Raw genomic sequence first — 22,568 nt, forward strand, 5'->3', positions numbered from 1 at the left:
AACGGAGACGAAACATGGCATGGTCCTTCTCACTCGGCCGGGTACTGGGGTCGGAACTGAGGGTCCATGTCACCTTTTTTCTGCTACTGGGCTGGGTCGCCTTTGCGGCCTATTCCAAAGGCGGGATGCCCGCCGCCATCGACAACCTGATCTTTGTTCTGGCCCTGTTTGCTTGCGTTGTCGCGCATGAGTTCGGCCACGCGCTGATGGCGCGGCGCTATGGCATCAAAACCCCTGACATCACCTTGCTGCCCATCGGAGGGCTCGCCCGGCTCGAACGGATGCCCGAGAAGCCCATGGAAGAAGTCTGGGTCGCTCTGGCCGGGCCGGCGGTAAATATTGTGATCTGGATCGTTTTGATGGCCATGGGGGCCGGAATGACGCTGGACTCCTTGGCCCGGATCGATTCGACCAGTGCCGGACTGTTGAACCGGCTGGCTTATGTGAACTTGCTGCTGGCCGTATTTAACATGATCCCGGCCTTCCCCATGGATGGCGGCCGGGTTTTCCGTGCGCTTTTGTGTCTGAAGATGGACCGGGTAAAAGCCACACGTATCGCCGCCCTTGCGGGTCAGGTCGTGGCGGTGGCGTTTGGTTTTCTCGGTCTGAGCACCGGTAACCCCCTGCTGGTTTTGATCGCCGTCTTCGTGTTCGTCGCGGCCAATGCGGAAAGCCACGATGTGGCCATGCGCTCGGTCGCGCGGCGGGTGCTGGCCCGCGACGCGATGATTACCGAGTTTCACGCCCTATCGCCGAATGACACGCTTGCAACCGCCGCACAGGCCGTCATTCACACCACGCAACACGAATTCCCCGTGCTGGGTCCGAATGGAGAGCTTTTGGGCTTTATAGCACGCGGCACGCTATTCACTGCCATGGCGCAAGAGGCACCTCGGTCAGATCTAGCAACTTCGATCATGGAAACCGAGATCCCGCGCGTTGAATTGACCACTGGCCTGGAAACCGTGCTGGAGAAGCTACACAAGGGTGCTCCCGCCGTCGCAGTTTGCACGCAGGCCGGGACAATGGTCGGCTACATCACCCGCGAAAACATCGGTGAACTGATGGTGATCCGCGGACGGTGATCAGATCGTCGCCAATGCGTCTTCCAGCACGGACAACACAGCGTCCCTTGGGACGTCCGAAGTAACGAACGCTTGCCCGATCCCGCGCGCCAGAATAAAACGCAGCTGGCCGTCGATGACCTTTTTATCCTGCGCCATCAGGTCAACCAGTGCCTCGGCATCCGGCAGGTCTCCGGGAATGTCGGCCAGATCGGTTTTCATTCCCATCGCGCGCAAATGTGCTCGCACTCGGCTCGGATCTTCCTGTGAGCACAGCCCAAGACGAGAGGATAGCTCAAACGCCAATGCACAGCCGATGGCAACGCCTTCACCGTGCAGCAGACGATCCGAATAGCCAGTGGCCGCTTCAAGCGCGTGACAGAAAGTGTGCCCAAGGTTCAGCAGTGCTCGGTCGCCCTGCTCAGTCTCATCGCGGGCTACGATGTCGGCTTTCATCTGAACCGAGCGTGTCACCGCCCGCACGCGCGCAGCCATGTCCCCGTCCGAGACGTTGGGGCCGTTGACCTCAAGCCATTCAAAGAATTCGGCGTCACCCAGCAGGCCGTATTTGACCACTTCACCATAGCCCGACAGGAAATCCCGCTGGGTCATCGTGCCAAGAACGGAAGTGTCCGCCAGAACCAGTGACGGCTGATGGAATGCCCCAATCAGGTTCTTACCCTGTGGTGCGTTTATTCCGGTTTTTCCACCAACAGAACTGTCCACCTGCGCCAGCAACGAGGTCGGTATCTGGACAAAACGGACGCCGCGCCGCAAAACGGCCGCAGCAAATCCCGCAAGATCACCAATGACCCCGCCACCCAAGGCGATAACCACATCGCGGCGTTCGACTTTTTCCGACAACAGCCACTCAACCGCGCGTTCGAAATGCGGCCAACTTTTGGTGGCCTCACCCGCAGGCAAGGCTAAGGAGGTCATCTCGATCTCGGCCTTGGCCAGACCATCCCGCAACGCATTCAGATGCAACCCAGCCACGTTCTCATCCGTCAGAACAGCGACCTTGGGCCGGTGCAGCAAGGGCGCAATCATCGTGCCGGATTGTGCCAGCAGGTCGGGCCCGATTTCCACGTCATACGAGCGTTCGCCCAGCTCTACATGTACGGTTTGGTGCATTTAACTCCGTTCCAATACGTCGGGGCGTGTCAACATCGACTCCACCACCCGGTCCACCATATTTTCAATCGAGGTTTCGCCATCAGACTCAACCGTCAGACCTGCCTGCGCATAAACCGGGACGCGGGCCTCATACAAGGCGCGCAAGGTCGCATAAGGGTCCGCCGTGCGTAGCAAAGGCCGCGTGTCCTTGTGTTTGACCCTGTTCCACAAAACCTTCAAATCAGCCCGCAGCCAGACCGAGACCCCGCGTTCGGTGATCATCTGGCGATTCAGCTCAGACAGAAACGCCCCGCCGCCAGTGGACAGGATGCCTTTTTCCTCGTCCAAAAGACGCCCGATGACCTGACTTTCCTTGGCACGAAAGAACGGCTCACCGTCACGCTCGAAAATCTCGGGGATGGTCATATTGGCGGCCGATTCGATCTCGGCGTCGCTGTCGAGGAAGGGAACACCCAACCTTGCGGCCAATGCACGGCCCACAGCCGTCTTTCCGGCCCCCATCATGCCAACAAGAACGACGGTTTTGTGCAGTTCAAAGACCGCATCAGTACCTTCTGTGTGAGTGTTATGCTTAATTTCGCTCATTTCAACGTGAATGACGTGATCTTACGAAAAATGCCAGCTATAACTATGGCAAAAGACAAAATTGGGGCAGCGTTGAGCAATGGGCCGTCTGATCAAGTTCTTGATATATATTGTTTGCCTGTGTTTTGTCGGGCTGGTGGGATATGCCTATCTGGGTCCGATATTCGGGGTGGATTTCTCGGCCCCGCAAGACGAGATCCGAGAGCCGGTTATCCTGAATGTTGAATAAAGCCGCACTGGCTGCATTATTGCTGGCTGGTTCAGCGCAGGCGCAACAGGCTCCTCTTTCCGTCATCGATTGGCTGACGGACCCTCCGGAAAACCTGCCGGGGACAGTCCTCTTGGAACCTCCGGTCACGGAGACGGGCATTCAGCCGGATATCCAAGTCTCTCCGCTTGAGGCTCTGTCACAGCCGTTGGGGCTTGTGTCGTCGTCTGTGACTGGCCTGCCGGTGCACCTTTGGCAGAATAGTGATGCTGACCGGCTGGCCGAGCTGATCACCGATGTGCCGGTTCGCTATAATCCCACGATGCAGCGTTTGCTGTTTACGCTGATCCTGTCCGAGGCCCGTGCGCCTGCCGGTTCCGGTGCCGAGGAAACGCTACTATTGGCCCGCATCGACCGATTGATGCAACTTGGCGCAGCCGACCCGGCGCAATCACTGGTCCAACTGGCCGGTCCGACCGACACACGCGACAGGTTCCAGCGCTGGTTTGACGCCACCTTGCTGACCGGAGATGAGGATCGCAGCTGTACGTCGCTGATCGCGAAGCCACACCTGTCGCAGGACTACGCCGCGCAAATATTCTGCAAGGCGCGGCGCGGAGACTGGCCATCAGCCGCCCTCACGCTGGAAGCTGCACATGCATTGCAAATACTGCCACCAGAAGAACTGGATGTACTGGATCGCTTTCTCAGCCCCGAGTTGTTTGAAGACGCCGAATACCTGCCACAGCCTGACGATCCCAGCCCGCTGACCTTTCGCCTGTTTGAGGCCATCGGAGAACGCCTGCCATCGACCCCTCTGCCCCGTGCCTTTGCGAATGCCGACCTGCGGGACGTGGCCGGGTGGAAAGCGCAGATCGAAGCGGCCGAGCGGCTGACCCGTATCGGCGCGCTTACCCCCAACCAGTTGCTGGGCCTGTATACCGAGCGCACTCCGGCCGCGTCCGGCGCAGTTTGGGACAGGGTCTCGGCCGTGCAACGGTTCGAGGCCGCGCTGGATTCGCGCGATCCTGAAAAGATCGCCCGGGCTTTGAAGACCGTGTGGACGCAAATGCGCCTGATCGGATTAGAGGTGCCCTTTGCAGAATTGTTCGCAGAACGACTGTCGCAGATCGAATTGACGGACCCGCAAGCGGAACAGTTGCGCTGGCGTATCCTACTGTTGTCCGAACTGTATGAAACCGCCGCCCTTTCTGTGCCCGGTCAAACCGACGAAAATCACTTTCTGGCGGCGTTAGCGCAAGGCGATCCGGGGCGCGCGCGCTCTCCTTCGCCTTTGGCGGATGCGGTTGCGCAGGGGTTTGCATGGGCCGCCCCTGTCCCGTCGAATATCGAAACGATGCTAAACAACGATCAGCTAGGTGAAGCGATCTTAGAGACCATGCAGCAGTTCGCGCACGGGTCACGCGGCAACCTTGTCGATCTGACAGCAGCCATTGCGACGCTGCGCCGTGTGGGTCTTGAGGACACCGCCCGTCGCGCCGCGCTGAACTTGCTGATCCTGCAGGACAGTTGATCGTGGCCGCCCCAGCGACGCAGGACTTGTGGATTTCCACCTTTTTGCAAGCTCAGGCCGCCGAATTGGGGGCCGCGACCAATACGCTGCTGGCCTATGGCCGCGATCTGAAAGAATTCTCAGCCTGGCTGGAACGTCGAAAGACGGGTTTTCCCGACACACAAAGGGAACAGATCGAGCAATACCTGATAGACTGCGACGCACAGGGCCTGTCCCGTTCCACGCGCGCACGTCGGTTGTCCGCGATCAAGCAACTGTTCCGGTTCGCCTTCGAAGAAGGCTGGCTTGAAGCTAACCCCGCTATTCAGATCAAAGGCCCCGGTCGAAAAAAACGCCTGCCCAAAACGCTGGATGTCGCCGAAGTCGATCGTTTGCTTGAGGCCGCGCGCCGCACTGGTCGAAAAGAAGCAGACCGGGTGCGCAACACCTGCCTGATGGAGGTTCTCTACGCCACGGGAATGCGAGTGACCGAATTGGTCTCGCTGCCGGTTTCCTCGGCCAGAGGTGACCCCCGGATGTTGCTTGTGTTGGGCAAAGGCGGCAAGGAACGGATGGTGCCACTGTCGCCTCCGGCGCGCGATGCGTTGGCGGCGTGGTTGCATATCAGGGACGAGACCGAGGACAAGCAGGTTGCAGATGGCGCTCGGCGTTCCAAGTTCCTGTTTCCGTCTCGCGGTAAATCCGGCTATCTGACCCGGCACAGGTTTTTTCTGCTGGTCAAGGAACTGGCAGTAGAAGGTGGCGTTTTCCCGGAAAAAGTGACACCGCACACCCTGCGCCATGCCTTTGCCACGCATCTTCTGGCCAATGGCGCTGATCTGAGGTCGATCCAGACCCTGCTGGGCCATGCCGATGTGGCGACCACGGAAATCTACACCCATGTCCTGGACGAACGCCTGTCAGAGCTTGTGTTGCAGCATCACCCGCTGGCGAAAGACGGCGATGACGACGGCTAACCCCTTGATCCACAGCATGCGCACCCCCATAACGGATGCAGTATCACGAACAACCAAGGACCGATGGAACCCTCTTCTGCTTCTCTGATCGACGGCGCATTCTGGTTTACCACAGGCGCCATCCTGCTTTTGCTTGTCCTGTCGGGCTTTTTCTCGGGTTCTGAAACGGCATTGACCGCGTCATCGCGCGGAAAACTGCGAGTACAGGCCGACAAGGGTTCACGCGGCGCGCAAAAGGCGCTGGAAATCACGGACGACAACGAACGGCTGATCGGTTCGGTCCTGTTGGGCAATAACCTTGTGAACATCCTTGCTGCGTCGCTGGCGACCGCGCTGTTCACTCGGCTTTTCGGTGAAAGTGGCGTTGCGTTGGCAACGCTGGTGATGACTCTTCTGGTCCTGATCTTTGCCGAGGTTCTTCCCAAGACCTACGCGATCACCAATTCGGAAAAAGCCGCCGCAGCCGTGGCACCGATCATCGGCGTCGTCGTGACGGTGTTTTCGCCCATCGTTGCAGCCGTGCGCCTGCTGGTACGCGGAGTTCTGCGCCTGTTCGGCGTCCAGATCGACCCGGACAGCAACATTCTGGCCGTGCGCGAGGAAATCGCCGGTGCGTTGCAGCTTGGTCATTCCGAAGGCGTGGTCGAAAAGGAAGACCGCGACCGTATCCTGGGCGCGCTGGATTTGGGCGATCGTACGGTTGAAGAGATCATGCTGCACCGTTCGAATATTGAGATGATCGATGCAGACGCCTCGCCCGAGGCCATCCTTCAGCAATGTCTGAAAAGCAGTCACACCCGCCTGCCCGTGTTTCGGGATGAGCAAGAAAACATCGTGGGTGTCGTGCATGCCAAGGACCTGTTCCGCGCGATGTACGCCCATGCCGGAGGCAGTGAGAACGCCGATAACCGCCTGAAAGAGTTCGACATCCTCAAGGTCGCAAACGACCCCTATTTTGTTCCGGAAACCACCACTCTGGACGATCAGATGCGCGAATTCCTGCGGATGCACAGCCACTTTGCGCTGGTGGTGGATGAATACGGTTCGCTGCGCGGGCTGATCACGCTTGAGGATATCCTCGAGGAAATCGTGGGCGAGATCGCGGATGAGTTCGACATCGACGAAGACGTTTCTGTAACCCGTACCGAAGATGGGCAGTTTCTGGTCGAAGGGGCCACCACAATCCGCGACGCCAACCGCGCGATGGATTGGTCCCTACCCGACGTTGAGGCAAACACCATCGCCGGTCTGGTCATCCACGAGGCGCAGATGATCCCAACCGTCGGTCAGGTCTTTTCCTTTCACGGCTTCCGCTTTGAGGTGACAAAACGTCAAGGCAACCGGATCACCGAACTGAAAGTTCGCCCTCTCTGAGGGCAACCAAAAAACTGCAAGAATACACCGGCGTCCTGATCCGAGCGCCGGTTTTCTTTTGGAGAACCACCCTATCCTTCCTGTTTGGGTTCGCCAGCAGGCGCTGAACCCGGATCGCCTTCCGCGACACTTTCTGTCGCTGAAGCTATTGCAAAGGCAGCTTTCCTATTGAGACTGACGGCATAGGCATCAGGAGACGTGCATGAAACTCACAACCCAAGTTGCAGTCATCGGCGGCGGAGTCGTTGGATGTTCCGTTCTCTATCACCTGACCAAGCTGGGGTGGACGGACGTGATGCTGTTGGAACGCTCCGAACTGACCAGCGGATCGACCTGGCATGCGGCGGGTGGGTTTCACACCCTGAATGGCGACACCAACATGGCGGCGCTACAAGGATATACGATCCGGCTTTATAAGGAGTTGGAAGAGATCACCGGCATGTCCTGCGGCCTGCATCATGTGGGCGGAGTGACGCTGGCAGATAATCAGGATCGGTTCGATATGCTGCTGGCCGAGCGCGCCAAGCATCGATTCATGGGGTTGGAAACCGAAATCGTTGGCCCGGATGAGATCAAAAAGATCGCTCCGATCACCAACACCGACGGGATCATCGGCGCGCTTTATGATCCGCTGGACGGTCATCTGGACCCGTCAGGGACCACCCATGCCTATGCCAAAGCGGCCCGGATGGGCGGTGCAACCATCGAAACGCACTGCATGGTACGCGAAACCATCCAGCGCCCCGACGGGACATGGGATGTCGTCACCGACAAGGGTACGATCCATGCCGAACACATCGTCAATGCCGGTGGCCTTTGGGCGCGCGAGGTTGGCGCGATGGCGGGCGTCTATTTCCCGCTGCACCCAATGGAGCACCAGTATCTGGTGACGGACTCGATCCCTCAAATCGAGGCGATCATCGACGCTGGCGGCGAGCATCCGCATGTGATGGACCCCGCCGGAGAAAGCTATTTGCGGCAGGAAGGGCGCGGGTTGTGTATTGGGTTCTATGAACAGCCCTGCAAACCCTGGGCTGTCGATGGCACACCGTGGGAGTTCGGCCACGAACTGCTGCCCGACGATTATGACAAGATCACCGACAGTATCGAATTCGCCTACAAACGCTTCCCCGTTCTGGCCGAGGCTGGCGTCAAATCGGTGATCCATGGACCGTTTACCTTTGCGCCCGATGGCAACCCGCTCGTCGGGCCGGTGCCGGGCATGCGCAACTATTGGTCCGCCTGTGGCGTGATGGCCGGGTTCAGTCAGGGCGGCGGCGTTGGACTGACGTTGGCGCAATGGATGATCGAAGGAGAGCCTGAGCGCGATGTGTTCGCCATGGATGTCGCCCGCTTCGGCGACTGGATCGGGCCTGGCTATACGCGCCCGAAGGTGATTGAGAACTATCAGAAACGCTTTAGTGTCGCCTACCCCAACGAAGAACTGCCTGCCGCGCGTCCGAACCGGACCACCCCGATGTACGATATCTTCAGCGACCTGGGCGCGGTTTGGGGTCAGCAATACGGGCTGGAGGTTGCGAACTATTTTACGCAGGGCGATGAGCCGGGCTATGAAACGCCTTCATTCCGCCGCTCGGATGCGTTCGAGGCGACGGGGCGCGAGGTGCGCGCTGTGCGCAATGGTGTAGGCATCAACGAGGTCCACAATTTCGGCAAATATCGCATCACCGGCCCGGGTGCGCGAGACTGGCTGGACAGGGTCATGGCCGGGCGCATCCCAAAGCCGGGGCGACTTTCGCTGACACCGATGCTGTCGCACAAGGGCAAGCTGATCGGGGATTTCACCGTTTCCTGTCTGGCCGAGACCGAATTCCAACTAACCGCCTCATACGGCAGTCAGGCATTCCATATGCGGTGGTTCCTGCAGCATCAGGACGATGGCGTTACAATTGAAAATATCAGCGATCGTATGAACGGCTTTCAGATCGCCGGACCAAAGGCGGCCACGGTTTTGGCGGCCTGTACCCGTACGGACATCTCGGACCTCAGGTTCCTTGATGTTCGCCGCATGACCATCGGTATGACCGACTGCACTGTTCAAAGGGTCAGCTACACAGGCGATCTGGGGTACGAAATCTACTGTGATCCGATCGCCCAACGGCAATTGTGTTGGACCCTTTGGCAGGCCGGTCAGCCCTACGGCATGGTGCCCTTTGGCATGCGCGCGATGATGAGCCTGCGGCTGGACAAGTTCTTTGGCTCGTGGATGCGCGAGTTCTCCCCCGATTACACCGCAGCTGAAACTGGGCTGGATCGCTTTATCGCCTTCACGAAGAACACCGACTTTATCGGTCGCGCCACGGCCGAGTTGGAACAGTCCGAGGGGACCGCGCGCAAGCTGGTCTCATTCGAAGTGGATGCTGACGACGCTGACGTGAATGCCTATGAGCCGATCTGGCTGGATGGTGCGGTCGTCGGGTTCTGCACCTCGGGCGGGTATTCCCATTATGCCGACAAATCCATCGCCATGGGCTTCCTGCCCTCGGATCGCGTCCGTGACGGTTTGGAGGTCGAGATTGAGATACTGGGCCAGATGCGCAAGGCGCGCGTGATCTCAACACCACTGTTCGACGCGGACAGTGCACGTATGCGGGGATGACAAAAGACGGCTATGACGGCTATGTGATGGTATGAAAGACATTCCCATCATCCTTTTGGCAGCCGGACAATCCCGCCGCATGGCTGGCACGGACAAGCTGATGCAAATCGTCGATGGCATGCCCTTGCTACGGCGATCTGCACAAACAGCGCTACAAGTTGGCCCCGTGATCGTTGCGTTACCGCCTGCCCCGCATCCTCGCCAGGACGCCTTGAAAGGTATGGATGTTGTTGCAGTTGAAATACCCGACGCTGATGAGGGCATGAACGCCAGTTTGCGCGGTGCTCTTGCGCCTGTGCCCGCCGATGCGGAGGCTGTCATGGTTTTACTGGCAGATTTGCCGGACATCACAGTAGGTGACCTGAAGCAGGTCGCAGAGTCTATCCAAGAATATCCAAATTGCTTGATCTGGCGTGGGGCGACAGCCACAGGAAAGCCCGGCCATCCGGTTGTGTTTGCCCGTCCGCTGTTCAGAGAGCTCAATCAACTTACCGGCGATGAAGGCGCGCAGTCCGTTGTGCAGGCGCATAAGAATGCAGTGCATCTTCAACCATTGCCCGGTCAAAACGCCCTGTTGGATCTGGACACACCCGAAGATTGGGCGCGCTGGCGGGCCGGGAAGTCCATATAACCTGTCTGCAAAATTAGAAGCGGCCCGGTCGATACCGACCAGGCCGCTTGCCCAAAACAGGACTACCACTTTTCACCAATCCTGAAAACGCTGCCAAAAATGCCTATGGCACCCTGGCTATTCCGCCGCTGAACCTAAACAAGACCCCCTCGTTAACATGCCGCTCAGCGTTTCCAGTGACTGTGACAAGCCGTTGGCACCCCCTAGTGCCTTCGGCTCCCCCTTCGCTTGGGCAAGTTCATCGTCACCCAAACGGTGCGTCCAAACAATGTAAAATTGGAAAGAACGGTTAATTTTTGGCGTCTCGGAATGGTTTTTGCGCAACATCCCGCCGAGGCGAAATCTACCTATAGGTGATCAATCCACTGGCCGCTTTAGGCCAAATCAGGCGTTATGTATATTCTTTATTGAGCATATATAAACCTTATCGGGAGCATATACATTTGAATTGTTCAGGTTACAGAAACACATCACAACCAAGAGATGAGCGGATTTCCGCCACAGCCTTTCAGTGGTCCTTTGTTACCAAAACTGAATCAATTCAGGTTAAATCGGGATTTGACTTTCGAATTGGCAACAATCGCCGATTCGCAGCAAGCGATTCGCCACGTATCCCTACGGACCGCCGACATACGACGACCTGTTTGTGGCTAAATTAAGATATCTTAATCCTCAGCACAGGAAACTCACAGACTGATGCCTCATCTCCTCGGTTAACGCGCGCCTGCAATCGCGCGATATAAACAGGAGACAAAAATGAGCATCCGTAAATCCTCACTGCTTTTGCCACGAGCAACTGGCTTGGCTGGCGCATCCGCCCTTGGTGCCGCGCTGCTGGCCACGACCGCCCTGCCCTCGCTGGCCGACGAAGCTCTGGCCGATCTGGTCGAAGGCGTGTCGCCCTCGGTGGTGACCATCATCGCCGAACAGGACATCGTTCCCGTACAAGCCCTGGGACAAGGACAGAATTCTGATTTAGAAGACCCCCCCTTCGGTGAGTTCTTCAAACGCTTCGGCGCGCCTGAGGGCTTTCAGGCACCGCAGCGCGGACCATCGCAAGGTCTAGGATCGGGGTTTGTACTGGACGAAGCCGGGTACATCATCACCAACCACCATGTTGTCGACAATGCCTCGACCGTGACCGTCCGTCTGAGCGACGACCGTAGTTTCGAGGCCGAGATCGTGGGCACCGACCCGCTGACAGATATCGCCGTTCTGAAGATCGACGCTGGCGAAGCGTTGCAGGCCGTCGAAATCGGGGACAGCGACGTTATCCGCGTGGGTGAAGATGTCGTGGCCATCGGCAACCCATTTGGCCTGCACTCTACCGTGACCACCGGTATCGTTTCGGCCAAGGGCCGCAACATCTCGGCCGGACCTTACGCTGAATTCATTCAGACCGATGCTGCCATCAACAAGGGCAACTCGGGCGGTCCGCTGTTCAACATGGAGGGCGAAGTGATTGGCGTGAACTCGGCGATTTACTCTCCTACCGGCGGTTCGGTTGGTCTGGGCTTTGCCGTGACCTCGAACATCGTTGAGCATATCGCCGCAGATCTGCGCGATGATGGTCAGGTCAGCCGCGGCTGGCTGGGTGTTTCGATCCAGAATGTCAGCCCCGAGATCGCGGCAGCGATGGGTATCGACGCCTCAACCGGTGCGCTGGTGTCGGATGTCGTCGCAGGCAGCCCGGCCGAAGGCGTGTTGGAACAGGGCGACGTTATCCTGACCTTCAACGACGAAGCCGTCGATTCCAGCAGCGACCTGCCGATCCTTGTCGGCACGACCAAAGTCGGTACCGACAGTGTCATGACCGTTCTGCGTGACGGCAAAGAGCAGCAGATCGAGTTGACAATCGGCCAGCATCAAAGCGCCTCGGCTGAAATCGACAAATCGGTGGACGAAGGAATCTCGGGCACCGCATTGGGCGTGACCGTCGCACCGCTGACCGACAGCAACCGCGCGCAGATGGGCGTTGCTGAGAATATCGACGGTGTGGTCGTCACTGATCTGAAGCCAGACAGCCCCGCTGCCAAGGCCGGTCTGCAACGCGGCGACGTGATCGTGAAACTGGGCAGCCAGGAAACCGCCTCACCTGACGCGCTGAAGGCCGCGCTGGACAGCGAAAAGACTGACCCTGCGCTGGTGCTGATCAACCGGGGCGGAAACCAGATCTTCGTAGCGGTGGAAATCGCCTGACCCGAAGTCCGCGTGCGCCATTTGATGGGGATTTCTGGCGTGCGCCTCCTCGGCGGATTGAATTGTCCGCACTCCGCCGGGACTGCCGGGTGCGCTGCAACGCACCCGGCACGTAATTTAAGCAAATCATGTGCTTTGCCGGATTTTTGTGTTTAAATCCCGCTAGAAAGGAACGCAAAATATGAGCCGTCGCCTGCTGATCGTCGAAGATGACGAGGACACTCGTGAGTTCATCGCCAAGGGCTTTGGCGAGGAAGGTTATGTGGTCGAGCAGGCCGCAGACGGGCGCGAGGGTCTGTACCACGCCACCGATGGCGGGTTTGACGCCATTGTGCTGGACCGGATGCTTCCCGGTCTTGATGGCCTTTCGCTGATCCGTTCTTTGCGGGCGGCCGGGGTTAAGACCCCTACCCTGATGCTGACCGCAATGAGCGCAGTTGACGAGCGGGTAAAGGGCCTGCGCTCGGGTGCGGACGATTATCTGGTCAAACCGTTTTCGTTCCAGGAACTGCATGCCCGGATCGAAGCCCTGTTGCGACGCCCTCAGGAATCCGAGGAAACCGCGACGCTGACCTGCCGTGATCTTGAGATGGATCTGCTGACCCGCAAGGTCATTCGCGACGGGCAAGAGATTTCCCTGACCCCGCGTGAATTCCAGATCCTCGAGTTCTTTCTGCGCCGCAAGAACCGTGTCGTGTCGCGCACCATGTTGCTGGAAGGTGTCTGGGATTACCATTTCGACCCGAATACCAATGTGGTCGATGTCCATATCTCCAAACTGCGTCGCCAGTTGGACGAAGGCGACAGGCCGTCATTGATTGAAACGGTTCGGGGTGCGGGTTACATGATATCCGATGGATAACCTGCGACTTTCGTTCAACAATTCCCGTACCCGCCTCGTCCTTGCCAGCATGATTCTCAGCACATTGCTGACGGCAATTGTGCTGGGGCTTGTGTACTTTACCGCCAATCGCAGTATCGAGGGCGAGACCCGCTCGGTGGTGTCCGCTGAATTAACCGGCTTGGCCGATGAATATGAACGGCGCGGCCTGTTCGGGCTATTGCAGGCCATTGAGCGGAGAATTCCAACCGCATCCGAGCGGGACGCTCTGTATCTTTTGACTGACCGGTTCGGTGTAAAGCTGGCTGGCAACCTCAAGCACTGGCCTGCGGACGTCACAGCAGGCAGTGGCTGGGTTGATTTGGAACTTCGCCGGGCCGATAACGACCAATTGGTACCGATCTCGGCCGCCTCGGTACGCTTGCCCGGTGGCGAACGCCTGCTGGTCGGTCGTGATGCCCTTGCACGGCAGCAATTCGATAGGGCACTGTTGCGAGCGGTTGGCTTGGCACTTGCGATTGCACTAGCGCTAAGCCTGCTGACAGGCTGGCTTTTCACGCGGCTGGTCTTCACTCGCCTGTCTGAATTTGCGGGCACGGCAGAAAACATCGTGTCGGGCGACCTGTCCCGCCGCATGCCCTTGCGCGGAACCGGGGATGAGCTGGATCAAGTGGCCGGAACCCTGAACAGCATGTTGGACCGGATTGAGGAACTGATCAGCAATCTGCGCACAACCTCAAATTCAATCGCGCATGACCTGCGATCCCCCCTGTCCCGTCTGCGTCAAAGGGTCGAATCGCTGTCTGACCCGTCCAAAAGTGATCTGGACCGCGAGGTCGACGTGGCCCGCGCCACGGCCGAGATCGACCACGTGCTGCGCGTTCTGGGACAGCTGACTGAAATCTCACGCGCCGAGGCAGGTGTTGGGCGGGAACAGTTCGAACCAGTAGGTCTTCAACAACTGATCGGTGACGTCGTTGAGCTGTACGAACCAGTTGCCGCCGATCAGGGCATCTCGCTGGAAGTCGTCGGCACCGCCCACACTGTTCAGGGGCACCGCCCGCTTCTATCCCAAGCGCTGTCGAATCTTCTGGAAAACGCCATGCGTTATGCCCCAGAAAAGACGGCGATCACGATCACCCTGACAGAAAACGGTCCTTACACATGCCTGAGCGTGCGTGACCGGGGCCCGGGTGTCCCTGAAGAGGATTTGCCACGCCTGCAGGTGCCGTTTGTGACGCTCGATCCCGCTAGAACCGAGCGCAACTCAGGGCTGGGTCTGGCGCTGGTCGCGGCGATTTCACACATGCATCAGGGCGCATTCGAGGCGCGCAATTGCGAACCTGGCCTTGAGGCAACAATCAAACTTGCGCGTAAGCCCTAGATTGGCACACCTTTGATCGCCATCATCTTGTTTTTATAACGTTTATCCGCCGTCACATCTGTTCCGAACCAGTCGGGCGGCGTGTATGCCCGCGCCTCGGCCTCTGTGTCGAACTCCACCTCGACCAGCCGCAGCGGCGCGAGGTTTCCCAGAAAGATGTCCAGCTCAAACACCCGACCGTCTGGCAATTTTCCGGTATGGCGTTCCTTCTCCACCCGACGTCCTTCTGTTTCCGGCCAGAAGGTTTCGAATTGCTCGGCCGTGATCTCGGCCTCGCGTTCCACCCGAACCAGCGAACCCACTCCTTTCAGTGTCAGAAAGTACCGGTCATTCTTTTGCCGCAGACGCAGTTCGGTGGAATCGTCCGGCGCGGTCAGATAGCCTTGACGTACGGTGGCCTTATCCGCGCCGCTCAGGTCGGGCAGTTCCGCCACCAGAAACTTGCGTTCAATTTCGGTGCTCATCGCTTTGAAACCACTCCGTTTTCCATCTCATCGTACAGCACTTGGTATGCCAAGCCGGCGGCGCTGCGCGGGGCGAATTCACTGACCGGCGCACGGTTCTGCCCCATCCGTTCGATATCCGCCGCAAACGGGATTGAGCTGTGCAGGAACCGCTTGCGATAATGCTTTCGCATCGTATCCATCGTCTCAAGGTGCAGAGTCTTACGCTGCTGCACCATGGAGAAGAATGCCGTCAGCTTTTTCTTCGACAACTTGTTGGCATCGAAAAACCCGACCAACTGATCGAAAGACCGTTCAGACAGGGTCGTCGGGATGACCGGAACTACGATCCTATCGGCCGCTTTGAAGATGTTTTCCGACAGGGTCGAAAAGTTGGGCGGGCAATCCAGAATGATCACCTCATAATCGCTGCCCGCCGAGATCAGCGCTTTTTTTAGCCGCGACCGCGTGTTCCGCATCCGTGACAGGAAGACGTCAAAATCCCGAAAGGTCATGTTTGCTGGCAGCACGTCCAGCCCCTCGAAGTCACTGGCGCGAATGGACTTGGTAAACCGCGCGACATCCTCAAAGAACCTTGCATCTGTCAGCTTTTTGGATGGTTTGACGCGCAGATAAAACCCGGATGCCCCTTGCGGGTCCAGATCGCACAGCAGAACTTTGTGCCCCGCTGCTGCGTAGGCACGGGCCAGATTGACCGAGGTCGCGGTTTTACCCACACCGCCCTTGTTACTGTAACAGGCAATGATCTTCACTCCTCAGCCCTCCTTTTGATGAAACAAACTGCGGAACAGGTGCCGGATGTCTGGGCTGTCGAAATGCTTGAAACTTGTGATGACACGGTCACGTTCGGCCATTTGGCGCTGATCCAGAACAGAAATCAGCCCGCCCACGGACAAGGCCAACTGCGCATCAGCGCGGCCTTGCTTATTGGTGTGCTGTTTCACAAAATTCAGAAGCGCCTCTTGTTGGACTGAGAAATCATTGAACAGGCCCAGATTATCCTGCAGCTTTTTCAATGGCTTGATGATTGTTTTAAACGCCTCTGCGTCGAACAAAGGCGCAAAGAACTCCATAAGATAACGCAGTTTTTTGCAGTCGATCCGCAGATTATGCACAGCTTCGTCAGGCGTGTTTGGCGTGATGCCGCGCGCCAGTTTGCAGGTTTTGCGGTATCGCTTCCAAATCAGGGCGCGCGCGTTTTCATAGGCAGGTCGATCTGCATTTGGGCCGGGCTGCAGATTGGTCGGATCAGCGAAAAGCTCGGTCAACTTTTTCATCTGATTGTCATAGCCTTGCGTTCGAAAGCGCCGAGACAGACGGCCAAGTGCCTGGCTGCGCTCCTTTTCGAATTCCGCAAACATGGCCACGGCACCTTCATGAAGGTTCGGCGGTATCAGATTGAAGTAACTATCTTTTTCCAACAGATAGACGTCCAAATCCCGCACTCGACCAGTGGGTTCCATCAAACCGGAAAACTCGCGCCTTAATGCAACGGATTGTTCGGGCGAGAACACATCCTTGAACAGGCTGATCACAGATCGCACGCGGCGCAGAGAAACGCGGTAGTCATGCAGAAATTCAGTATCGATATCATCGATCACGCCCGCCTCATTCTGGCGCGCAACCGCCAGATAGGTGCGAATGATGTCGGTGGCGACTTCGATTGATGGCTCTTGTTTACTGACGCGGATTTCGGGTTTGGCCTTGTATATGGTCGCGTCGGGAAACAACCAGTCGAACAATGGCCTCGCCTTGCTTTTACCACCCTCCAATTTCGTCAGCTTTTCACAAACAGTCTTATACGCCCGGTCATATCCGCGCATGTGTTGAACAGTAACAACAGTTACCTGCCCCTGACCCGAGGACAATAACATCATCGTGCCGCGCACTTGTGTCTTTTGCAGGTCACCCAGAATGGCAATCGATCGGTGCTTGGCCCTGCCTGCCCCGACGTTCATCAACGCGCGCAACTTGGGAAAGCCCGCTAGACGCGCCTTGACGGGTCCGTCAGGCAAATCCTGCACGAGCTTCCCCTTTCCCTTGCATCGCTGGGATTTGGCTCCACCGCCGCGCAACAAAAACAATGACCCATCGGTTTGGATCAAAACCTTGCCAGATGCCCTGAGGGATTGGTCATGACAATCCAGAATATCAAAATTTCCTGCAGGTTCAGTGGCCTCGAACCGCAAAGTCAATTCTTTCAGAGATTTTGCAAAACCCGCCTCATCGAATGTGCCCGGGATAACAAAACAGTTTTTGACCCGAGCCATTAAGAGCGTCCCTTTCACCGAGGATCCAGTACGTGATCATGAATTCATATTCCTCCGATCCGATCAACGACTAACTCTGTTGATCAAGAGCAATGAGCGGAACATCTGATTTTGCTCGAACAACCGAATGACTCTGTCCGGGCATTTGGCTAAGACGGGGGTATGTCTGATCCTGTTTCATCGATCCGCAATCTCGGCCCAGCTTTCCAGCAATCCTGCGCACGCGCAGGCATTCATTCTGCGCAGGAATTGCGCGATTTGGGGCCGGACGAAGCCTATGCACGGCTATTACAGGCGGGCACCCGGCCGCATTTCATCGGATACTACGTGCTGGTGATGGGATTGCAGGGGCGCCCCTGGAACGACTGCAAGGGCGCGGAAAAGAAGGCGCTGCGCGTAAAGTTCGACGCAATAAAAGCCAGCGTTAGCACTGCCCCGGAAACCCAGATGATTTCTGACCTGGATGCGATTGGCATACGGGTTGCGCCGAAAGATCTTAAACAGGTCTGAAACGAAAAAGGCCGCACCCGGATGGGATGCGGCCCAAAACTTCGTCTGACGGCGGATTAGCCGACCAGTTCGATGCCCGAGAAGAAGTATGCGATTTCAACCGCAGCAGTTTCAGGCGCGTCCGAACCGTGGACCGAGTTTTCGCCAACCGATTCAGCGAACTCAGCGCGGATGGTGCCGGCGGCCGCGTCTGCGGGGTTGGTTGCGCCCATGACCTCACGGTTCTTTGCAATGGCGCCTTCGCCTTCCAGAACCTGAACGATAACCGGCTCGGAGGACATGAATTCGCACAGTTCGTCGTAGAACGGACGCTCGGCGTGCACGTCGTAGAACTTGCCAGCCTGAGCTTTGGTCATGTGGATGCGCTTTTGAGCAACGATGCGCAGGCCAGCGTCTTCGAACTTGGCGTTGATCTTGCCAGTCAGGTTGCGACGGGTTGCATCAGGTTTGATGATCGAGAATGTGCGTTCCAGTGCCATATCGGCCTCTCCTTACTATATGGCGCGAGGTGCGCGCCGAAATCCATCGCGCGCCGCCTAACACGGTATGTGCCTCATGAAAAGTGGAATGATTGCGCCAGTAGGTCTTGGCGATCAGATTGTGTCCGGCAAGGGCTCTGACGCGTCGATCCGGCGAACGTAAAGCACCGCAAGCAATCCGACAAAGCTGCTGGCGAACATCATGCCCAACACCAAATAGGGCCCATTTTCGGGGCTAACAAACGCGCCGGTCATCAAGGTCAGAACTGCGCCCAACGCCACGATCAACGCACCAGATAGCCCCGCGGCGCTGCCCGCCAGATTGGGTCGCACGGACATTACACCGGCCGAGGCGTTGGCATTCGTCAGCCCGTTACCGAAGCCCACGCAAATGGCCGAGCCGAAGAACACCCAGACCGAACCCAGACCTGCTGTGAACAGCAGCAACCCACAGAAAGGGCCAATAGAGGCAACGACCCGACCGATCAGGATCATCGTCGTCAGCTTCGTGTGTGCTGCGATACGCCCGGTGATGAAATTTCCCACCATGAAGCCGCCGGTAATAATTCCTATCCCCAGCCCCAGCATGGCAGGGCTCAGGTCGAACCAGACCGCGGCGACCAGTGGCGCACCGGTGATAAAGCTGAAGAACCCGCCGATCGAGAATGCCGCACACAGCGCGTAACCCCAGAACCGACGCGCGCGGAACAGGTGCGGATACTCTTTCAACTGGGCTGAAAACGTTGCGGAACGGTTCGTATTTGTCTCACCCATATCCGCCCACAACAGCACCAGCATCCCTGCCCCGAGGACCGAGTACAATATGAATCCAGCTCGCCAACCGAACAACATATCCAATGCTCCGCCCAGCATCGGGCCAAGCATAGGTGCCAACGCCATTGCCATCGCAACATAGCCCAGTTTGCTGGCGGCTTCGTTCGGGGCATAGAGATCCCGGATTGAGGCGCTGGACAGCACGGGCCCAGCCACCACCGCTGCTTGAAGCAGACGGAAGCCGAGGAATATCCAGATCGACTCGGCCAATACGCAGCCAACCGATGCCACTGTAAAAACTGCCATACAAATCAACAGGATCGGTCTGCGACCATATCGGTCGGACAATGGCCCCATGATCAATTGCAACACGGCGGACACCGCCAGATACCCGGCGACTGACAGGTTGATGAGACCGTAGTCGACCTGAAATCCCTCGGCCATCCGCGCAAGCGACGGCAGGAACATGTTCAACGACAGCACCGACAACGCCGTAGCGAAGATCAAAGTGACCAAGGAAGGAGGCGTCTGAGCCGCGCGCATGATGAAAACCGTCGAGTAATGCCAACCGGATCAGCGCTAACACATTGCCCCGATATTGAACATATCAAGCTGCTGGCGGCGGCAACAAGGCTCTGCTAAGAGCGCGTCATGCTACGGATTCAAGACATAACCTACGCGGTTGAAGGCCGCCCCCTATTCGATGGGGCAAGTGCAACCATTCCCGACGGCCACAAGGTTGGTCTTGTGGGACGGAACGGTACGGGGAAAACCACCCTATTCCGGCTGATCCGGGGCGAACTGGCGCTGGAATCAGGCAATATCAATGTCCCGAAGCGGGCCCGAATTGGCGGAGTGGCGCAAGAGGTGCCCTCCTCGGATGTGTCGCTGATCAACACGGTTCTGGCCGCCGATACCGAGCGCAGCGCGCTGATGGCCGAGGCCGACACCGCGACCGATCCCACGCGTATCGCCGAAATCCAGACCCGCCTGGTAGATATCGACGCCTGGTCCGCCGAGGCGCGCGCCGCCTCGATCCTCAAAGGTCTTGGGTTTGATGATGACGACCAGTTGCGCCCCTGCTCCGATTTCTCGGGTGGTTGGCGGATGCGCGTGGCGTTGGCGGCGGTTCTGTTTTCACAGCCCGATCTGCTGCTGCTGGACGAACCGACAAACTATCTGGACCTCGAAGGAGCGCTGTGGCTGGAAAGCTATTTGGCCAAATATCCGCACACCGTCATCATCATCAGTCACGACCGCGGGCTGCTGAACCGCGCGGTGGGGTCGATCCTGCATTTGGAAGGCCGCAAGCTGACCTATTACGCGGTTCCTTATGACAAATTCGCCGAACGCCGCGCTGAAAGACTGGCTCAGGCGGAATCCGAGAACGTGAAAGCCAAGGCCCGGATCGCCCATCTGCAGAGTTTCGTGGATCGCTTCCGCTACAAGGCATCCAAGGCGGTTCAGGCCCAGTCGCGCTTGAAAATGATCGAGCGCATTCAGCTGGTTTCAACCCCTCAAGAGGCCGCCCTGCGCGCGTTCTCGTTCCCCGAGCCAGAAGAGCTGTCCCCGCCGATCATTCAGCTTGAAGGCGGCGTCACGGGCTATGGTGAAACCGAGGTGCTGCGCCGCTTGAACCTGCGTATTGATCAGGATGACCGGATCGCGCTGCTGGGCAAGAACGGTCAGGGCAAGTCGACCCTGTCCAAGCTGCTGTCCGACCGCCTGCCCTTGATGGCGGGCAAGATGGCCCGCAGCAACAAGCTGCGGATTGGTTATTTTGCCCAGCATCAGGTGGATGAGCTTTATGTGGACGAAACGCCACTGGACCATCTGCGCCGCCTGCGCCCGAACGAGGCGCCGGGCAAGTGGCGGTCGCGTCTGGCGGGGTTCGGGCTGAACGCGGATCAGGCTGAAACCAAGGTTGGTCGTCTATCGGGTGGTCAGAAGGCGCGCCTGTCGCTGCTGATCGCCACCATCGACGCGCCGCATATGTTGATCCTGGACGAGCCGACCAACCACCTGGATATCGAAAGCCGTGAGGCATTGGTCGAGGCGTTGACCGCCTATTCCGGTGCGGTGGTTCTGGTCAGCCACGATATGCACCTATTGTCGCTGGTCGCGGACCATCTGTGGCTGGTCTCGGACGGAACGGTCAAACCCTTCGAGGGTGACCTCGAGACCTATCGCACCATGCTGCTGGGACGCGACAAACCGGCCAAAGAAAAACAGCAAGTGATCAAGCCCAAGCGCCCCTCGCGCGAGGCAGTGCTGAACCTGCGGGCGGACCTCCGCAAATGCGAGGACCGGATCGAGAAGCTGACGGATATGCATGATAAACTGTCGGCCAAACTGGCAGATCCTGCGCTTTATGAGGACAACAGGAAAAACGATCTTGCAACGTGGAACCGGAAATTTGCCGAAGTGGTCGATGCCATGCAAAAAGCCGAGACTCTTTGGGTCGTCGCAGCCGAACGCCTGGAAAAGGCCGAAGCGACATGACGAAACCCGTAATCGAAACGACTGCCATGATCGCAGGCATGCTCCCTGAACTTCAGGACACAGAATTTGCCTTTGTCGTTTGGCCGCATGACAAAGCTTGGCCCGAAGGAACGCGGGCCAGTTGCATGGAGGCCGAAGGTCTGTCCCTTATCGTGCCCATCGACGCAGCACCCGCTGGTGCCATCAGTATGAAGTGCATCACCTTGCGGGTTCATTCCTCACTAGAAGGCGTTGGCTTGACTGCCGCTGTGTCCGATGCTCTTGCCCAAAGTAGAATTCCGGCAAACATGGTCGCGGGGTATCACCACGACCACGTCTATGTTCCAAGCAATCTGGCGGAAAAAGCTGTGGCCGTTCTGTTAGAACTCCAACAAGGTGCCGGCAAATGATCGACCTCGCCTTTTTCATCACTGCCTTCACCACGCTGTTCGTGGTGATTGACCCCTTTGGCACTGCGCCGATTTTTGTGGCGTTAACTCAGGACATGGACGCCCGCGCCCGTCGCCGGACGGCCTACCGCACCTGTGCCGTGGCCTCTGGCATACTCATTGCATTTGCCGCCTTTGGCGAAGCGGTGCTGGGCTTTGTCGGGATCTCGATAGAGGCCTTCAAGGTTGCCGGGGGCGCGTTGTTGTTCCTTACAGCATTGGACATGTTGTTCGAACGCCGCACCAAACGCCGTGAAGACCGGGTCGAGGAAGAAGAGGAACACCACGACCCGTCCGTGTTCCCACTGGCCATTCCGCTGGTCGCCGGTCCCGGATCAATTGCGACGATTATCCTGCTGGCAGGACAGCACCCGGGCATTCTTGGCATTGTCGAGGCTTGTATCGTCATGCTGGCCGTCATGGCCGTGGTTTTGACCTTCTTTCTGTCCGGCGGCCTGATTGCGCGCCTGCTGGGCAAAACCGGCCTGAACGTATTGACGCGGCTGCTGGGGATGCTGTTGGCGGCGTTGTCGGTTCAATTCATCCTGGACGGCCTCAAGGCCTTTGGTTTTGCGTCGTAAAACCCCATATATCTTTCAGTGAATATG

At 58.0% G+C, this 22,568-nt stretch carries 21 protein-coding genes; 14 read left to right on the forward strand and 7 right to left on the reverse strand.

From position 1 onward, the window contains the following. Positions 1 to 14: 14 nt before the first annotated feature. A complete protein-coding gene (locus tag DS906_RS04035; RefSeq protein ID WP_113788948.1) occupies positions 15 to 1,085 on the forward strand; it encodes a site-2 protease family protein in 1,071 nt (356 codons plus the stop codon). Here the strand turns inward: DS906_RS04035 and aroB are convergent, their stop codons facing one another. Both aroB and DS906_RS04045 read right to left on the reverse strand, forming a co-directional pair. Beyond that, a complete protein-coding gene (gene aroB / locus DS906_RS04040; RefSeq protein ID WP_113788949.1) occupies positions 1,086 to 2,198 on the reverse strand; it encodes a 3-dehydroquinate synthase in 1,113 nt (370 codons plus the stop codon). It lies immediately after the preceding gene. Next, positions 2,199 to 2,786: a shikimate kinase gene (locus DS906_RS04045; RefSeq protein ID WP_113788950.1), complete on the reverse strand. Its 588-nt coding sequence runs from the start codon at positions 2,784 to 2,786 to the stop codon at positions 2,199 to 2,201. Positions 2,787 to 2,865: 79 nt separating this feature from the next. Between DS906_RS04045 and DS906_RS22260 the strand changes: the two genes are divergently transcribed. The 9 genes from DS906_RS22260 (at position 2,866) to DS906_RS04085 (ending at position 14,533) form a co-directional block, all read left to right on the forward strand. Continuing rightward, a complete protein-coding gene (locus DS906_RS22260) occupies positions 2,866 to 3,015 on the forward strand; it encodes a hypothetical protein (protein ID WP_170557697.1) in 150 nt (49 codons plus the stop codon). Beyond that, entirely contained in the window at positions 3,005 to 4,528 is a 1,524-nt protein-coding gene (locus tag DS906_RS04050) for a hypothetical protein (RefSeq protein WP_113788951.1), read from the forward strand. Before DS906_RS22260 ends, DS906_RS04050 begins: the two co-directional genes overlap by 11 nt. Positions 4,529 to 4,530: 2 nt before the next feature. Continuing rightward, a complete protein-coding gene (locus tag DS906_RS04055; RefSeq protein WP_113789095.1) occupies positions 4,531 to 5,484 on the forward strand; it encodes a tyrosine recombinase in 954 nt (317 codons plus the stop codon). A 63-nt stretch (positions 5,485 to 5,547) separates the two neighbouring features. Then, positions 5,548 to 6,858, forward strand: a complete 1,311-nt coding sequence (locus tag DS906_RS04060) for an HlyC/CorC family transporter (RefSeq protein ID WP_113788952.1) — start codon at positions 5,548 to 5,550, stop codon at positions 6,856 to 6,858. Between the two features lie 202 nt (positions 6,859 to 7,060). Continuing rightward, positions 7,061 to 9,478, forward strand: a complete 2,418-nt coding sequence (locus DS906_RS04065) for an FAD-dependent oxidoreductase (RefSeq protein ID WP_113788953.1) — start codon at positions 7,061 to 7,063, stop codon at positions 9,476 to 9,478. A 31-nt stretch (positions 9,479 to 9,509) separates the two neighbouring features. Further along, a complete protein-coding gene (locus DS906_RS04070) occupies positions 9,510 to 10,109 on the forward strand; it encodes an NTP transferase domain-containing protein (protein WP_113788954.1) in 600 nt (199 codons plus the stop codon). A gap of 756 nt (positions 10,110 to 10,865) precedes the next feature. Further along, entirely contained in the window at positions 10,866 to 12,308 is a 1,443-nt protein-coding gene (locus DS906_RS04075) for a Do family serine endopeptidase (RefSeq protein ID WP_113788955.1), read from the forward strand. 181 nt (positions 12,309 to 12,489) lie between these two features. Continuing rightward, positions 12,490 to 13,170, forward strand: a complete 681-nt coding sequence (locus DS906_RS04080) for a response regulator transcription factor (protein WP_113788956.1) — start codon at positions 12,490 to 12,492, stop codon at positions 13,168 to 13,170. Beyond that, complete coding sequence (locus tag DS906_RS04085; protein WP_113788957.1) at positions 13,163 to 14,533, forward strand: HAMP domain-containing sensor histidine kinase; 1,371 nt, start codon at positions 13,163 to 13,165, stop codon at positions 14,531 to 14,533. Before DS906_RS04080 ends, DS906_RS04085 begins: the two co-directional genes overlap by 8 nt. Here DS906_RS04085 and DS906_RS04090 read toward each other — a convergent pair. From DS906_RS04090 to DS906_RS04100, 3 genes are read right to left on the reverse strand one after another with little or no spacing between them, the layout of a single operon-like run. After that, positions 14,530 to 14,997, reverse strand: a complete 468-nt coding sequence (locus DS906_RS04090) for a CYTH domain-containing protein (RefSeq protein ID WP_113788958.1) — start codon at positions 14,995 to 14,997, stop codon at positions 14,530 to 14,532. The two genes, DS906_RS04085 and DS906_RS04090, sit on opposite strands and share 4 nt — an antisense overlap. Further along, positions 14,994 to 15,749: a ParA family protein gene (locus tag DS906_RS04095; RefSeq protein WP_113788959.1), complete on the reverse strand. Its 756-nt coding sequence runs from the start codon at positions 15,747 to 15,749 to the stop codon at positions 14,994 to 14,996. The genes DS906_RS04090 and DS906_RS04095 overlap by 4 nt, the downstream gene beginning before the upstream one ends. Before the next feature lie 3 nt (positions 15,750 to 15,752). After that, positions 15,753 to 17,267: a CHAD domain-containing protein gene (locus DS906_RS04100; protein ID WP_113788960.1), complete on the reverse strand. Its 1,515-nt coding sequence runs from the start codon at positions 17,265 to 17,267 to the stop codon at positions 15,753 to 15,755. Between the two features lie 162 nt (positions 17,268 to 17,429). Here DS906_RS04100 and DS906_RS04105 point away from each other — a divergent pair, with 162 nt between their 5' ends. Further along, the gene (locus DS906_RS04105; RefSeq protein ID WP_113788961.1) at positions 17,430 to 17,777 is read left to right on the forward strand and encodes a TfoX/Sxy family protein; all 348 of its coding nucleotides are present in this window, start codon (positions 17,430 to 17,432) and stop codon (positions 17,775 to 17,777) included. A gap of 56 nt (positions 17,778 to 17,833) precedes the next feature. On the opposite strand, the gene ndk is transcribed toward DS906_RS04105, so the two are convergent. Continuing rightward, positions 17,834 to 18,256, reverse strand: a complete 423-nt coding sequence (gene ndk, locus DS906_RS04110) for a nucleoside-diphosphate kinase (RefSeq protein WP_085821644.1) — start codon at positions 18,254 to 18,256, stop codon at positions 17,834 to 17,836. A gap of 114 nt (positions 18,257 to 18,370) precedes the next feature. After that, positions 18,371 to 19,573 (reverse strand): multidrug effflux MFS transporter, encoded by a 1,203-nt coding sequence (locus tag DS906_RS04115; protein WP_199528468.1) that lies wholly within the window; start codon positions 19,571 to 19,573, stop codon positions 18,371 to 18,373. A gap of 108 nt (positions 19,574 to 19,681) precedes the next feature. Here DS906_RS04115 and DS906_RS04120 point away from each other — a divergent pair, with 108 nt between their 5' ends. Genes DS906_RS04120 through DS906_RS04130 form a run of 3 tightly spaced genes read left to right on the forward strand, consistent with a single transcriptional unit; the run spans position 19,682 to position 22,541 of the window. Next, positions 19,682 to 21,532: an ABC-F family ATP-binding cassette domain-containing protein gene (locus DS906_RS04120; RefSeq protein WP_113788963.1), complete on the forward strand. Its 1,851-nt coding sequence runs from the start codon at positions 19,682 to 19,684 to the stop codon at positions 21,530 to 21,532. After that, positions 21,529 to 21,921: an ACT domain-containing protein gene (locus tag DS906_RS04125; RefSeq protein WP_113788964.1), complete on the forward strand. Its 393-nt coding sequence runs from the start codon at positions 21,529 to 21,531 to the stop codon at positions 21,919 to 21,921. Before DS906_RS04120 ends, DS906_RS04125 begins: the two co-directional genes overlap by 4 nt. Then, a complete protein-coding gene (locus DS906_RS04130) occupies positions 21,918 to 22,541 on the forward strand; it encodes a MarC family protein (RefSeq protein ID WP_113788965.1) in 624 nt (207 codons plus the stop codon). Before DS906_RS04125 ends, DS906_RS04130 begins: the two co-directional genes overlap by 4 nt. Positions 22,542 to 22,568 lie beyond the last annotated feature (27 nt).

This window comes from Ruegeria sp. A3M17 (genome assembly GCF_003318255.1).
GTDB lineage: Bacteria > Pseudomonadota > Alphaproteobacteria > Rhodobacterales > Rhodobacteraceae > Ruegeria.

Excerpts from the sequence above, each read along its gene's own strand:
- DS906_RS04035 (WP_113788948.1), top strand. The coding sequence starts at position 15 with ATGGCATGGTCCTTCTCACTCGGCCGGGTACTGGGGTCGGAACTGAGG.
- aroB (WP_113788949.1), bottom strand. The coding sequence starts at position 2,198 with ATGCACCAAACCGTACATGTAGAGCTGGGCGAACGCTCGTATGACGTG.
- DS906_RS04045 (WP_113788950.1), bottom strand. The coding sequence starts at position 2,786 with ATGAGCGAAATTAAGCATAACACTCACACAGAAGGTACTGATGCGGTC.
- DS906_RS22260 (WP_170557697.1), top strand. The coding sequence starts at position 2,866 with ATGGGCCGTCTGATCAAGTTCTTGATATATATTGTTTGCCTGTGTTTT.
- DS906_RS04050 (WP_113788951.1), top strand. The coding sequence starts at position 3,005 with ATGTTGAATAAAGCCGCACTGGCTGCATTATTGCTGGCTGGTTCAGCG.
- DS906_RS04060 (WP_113788952.1), top strand. The coding sequence starts at position 5,548 with ATGGAACCCTCTTCTGCTTCTCTGATCGACGGCGCATTCTGGTTTACC.
- DS906_RS04065 (WP_113788953.1), top strand. The coding sequence starts at position 7,061 with ATGAAACTCACAACCCAAGTTGCAGTCATCGGCGGCGGAGTCGTTGGA.
- DS906_RS04070 (WP_113788954.1), top strand. The coding sequence starts at position 9,510 with ATGAAAGACATTCCCATCATCCTTTTGGCAGCCGGACAATCCCGCCGC.
- DS906_RS04075 (WP_113788955.1), top strand. The coding sequence starts at position 10,866 with ATGAGCATCCGTAAATCCTCACTGCTTTTGCCACGAGCAACTGGCTTG.
- DS906_RS04080 (WP_113788956.1), top strand. The coding sequence starts at position 12,490 with ATGAGCCGTCGCCTGCTGATCGTCGAAGATGACGAGGACACTCGTGAG.
- DS906_RS04085 (WP_113788957.1), top strand. The coding sequence starts at position 13,163 with ATGGATAACCTGCGACTTTCGTTCAACAATTCCCGTACCCGCCTCGTC.
- DS906_RS04090 (WP_113788958.1), bottom strand. The coding sequence starts at position 14,997 with ATGAGCACCGAAATTGAACGCAAGTTTCTGGTGGCGGAACTGCCCGAC.
- DS906_RS04100 (WP_113788960.1), bottom strand. The coding sequence starts at position 17,267 with ATGGCTCGGGTCAAAAACTGTTTTGTTATCCCGGGCACATTCGATGAG.
- DS906_RS04105 (WP_113788961.1), top strand. The coding sequence starts at position 17,430 with ATGTCTGATCCTGTTTCATCGATCCGCAATCTCGGCCCAGCTTTCCAG.
- ndk (WP_085821644.1), bottom strand. The coding sequence starts at position 18,256 with ATGGCACTGGAACGCACATTCTCGATCATCAAACCTGATGCAACCCGT.
- DS906_RS04115 (WP_199528468.1), bottom strand. The coding sequence starts at position 19,573 with ATGCGCGCGGCTCAGACGCCTCCTTCCTTGGTCACTTTGATCTTCGCT.
- DS906_RS04120 (WP_113788963.1), top strand. The coding sequence starts at position 19,682 with ATGCTACGGATTCAAGACATAACCTACGCGGTTGAAGGCCGCCCCCTA.
- DS906_RS04125 (WP_113788964.1), top strand. The coding sequence starts at position 21,529 with ATGACGAAACCCGTAATCGAAACGACTGCCATGATCGCAGGCATGCTC.
- DS906_RS04130 (WP_113788965.1), top strand. The coding sequence starts at position 21,918 with ATGATCGACCTCGCCTTTTTCATCACTGCCTTCACCACGCTGTTCGTG.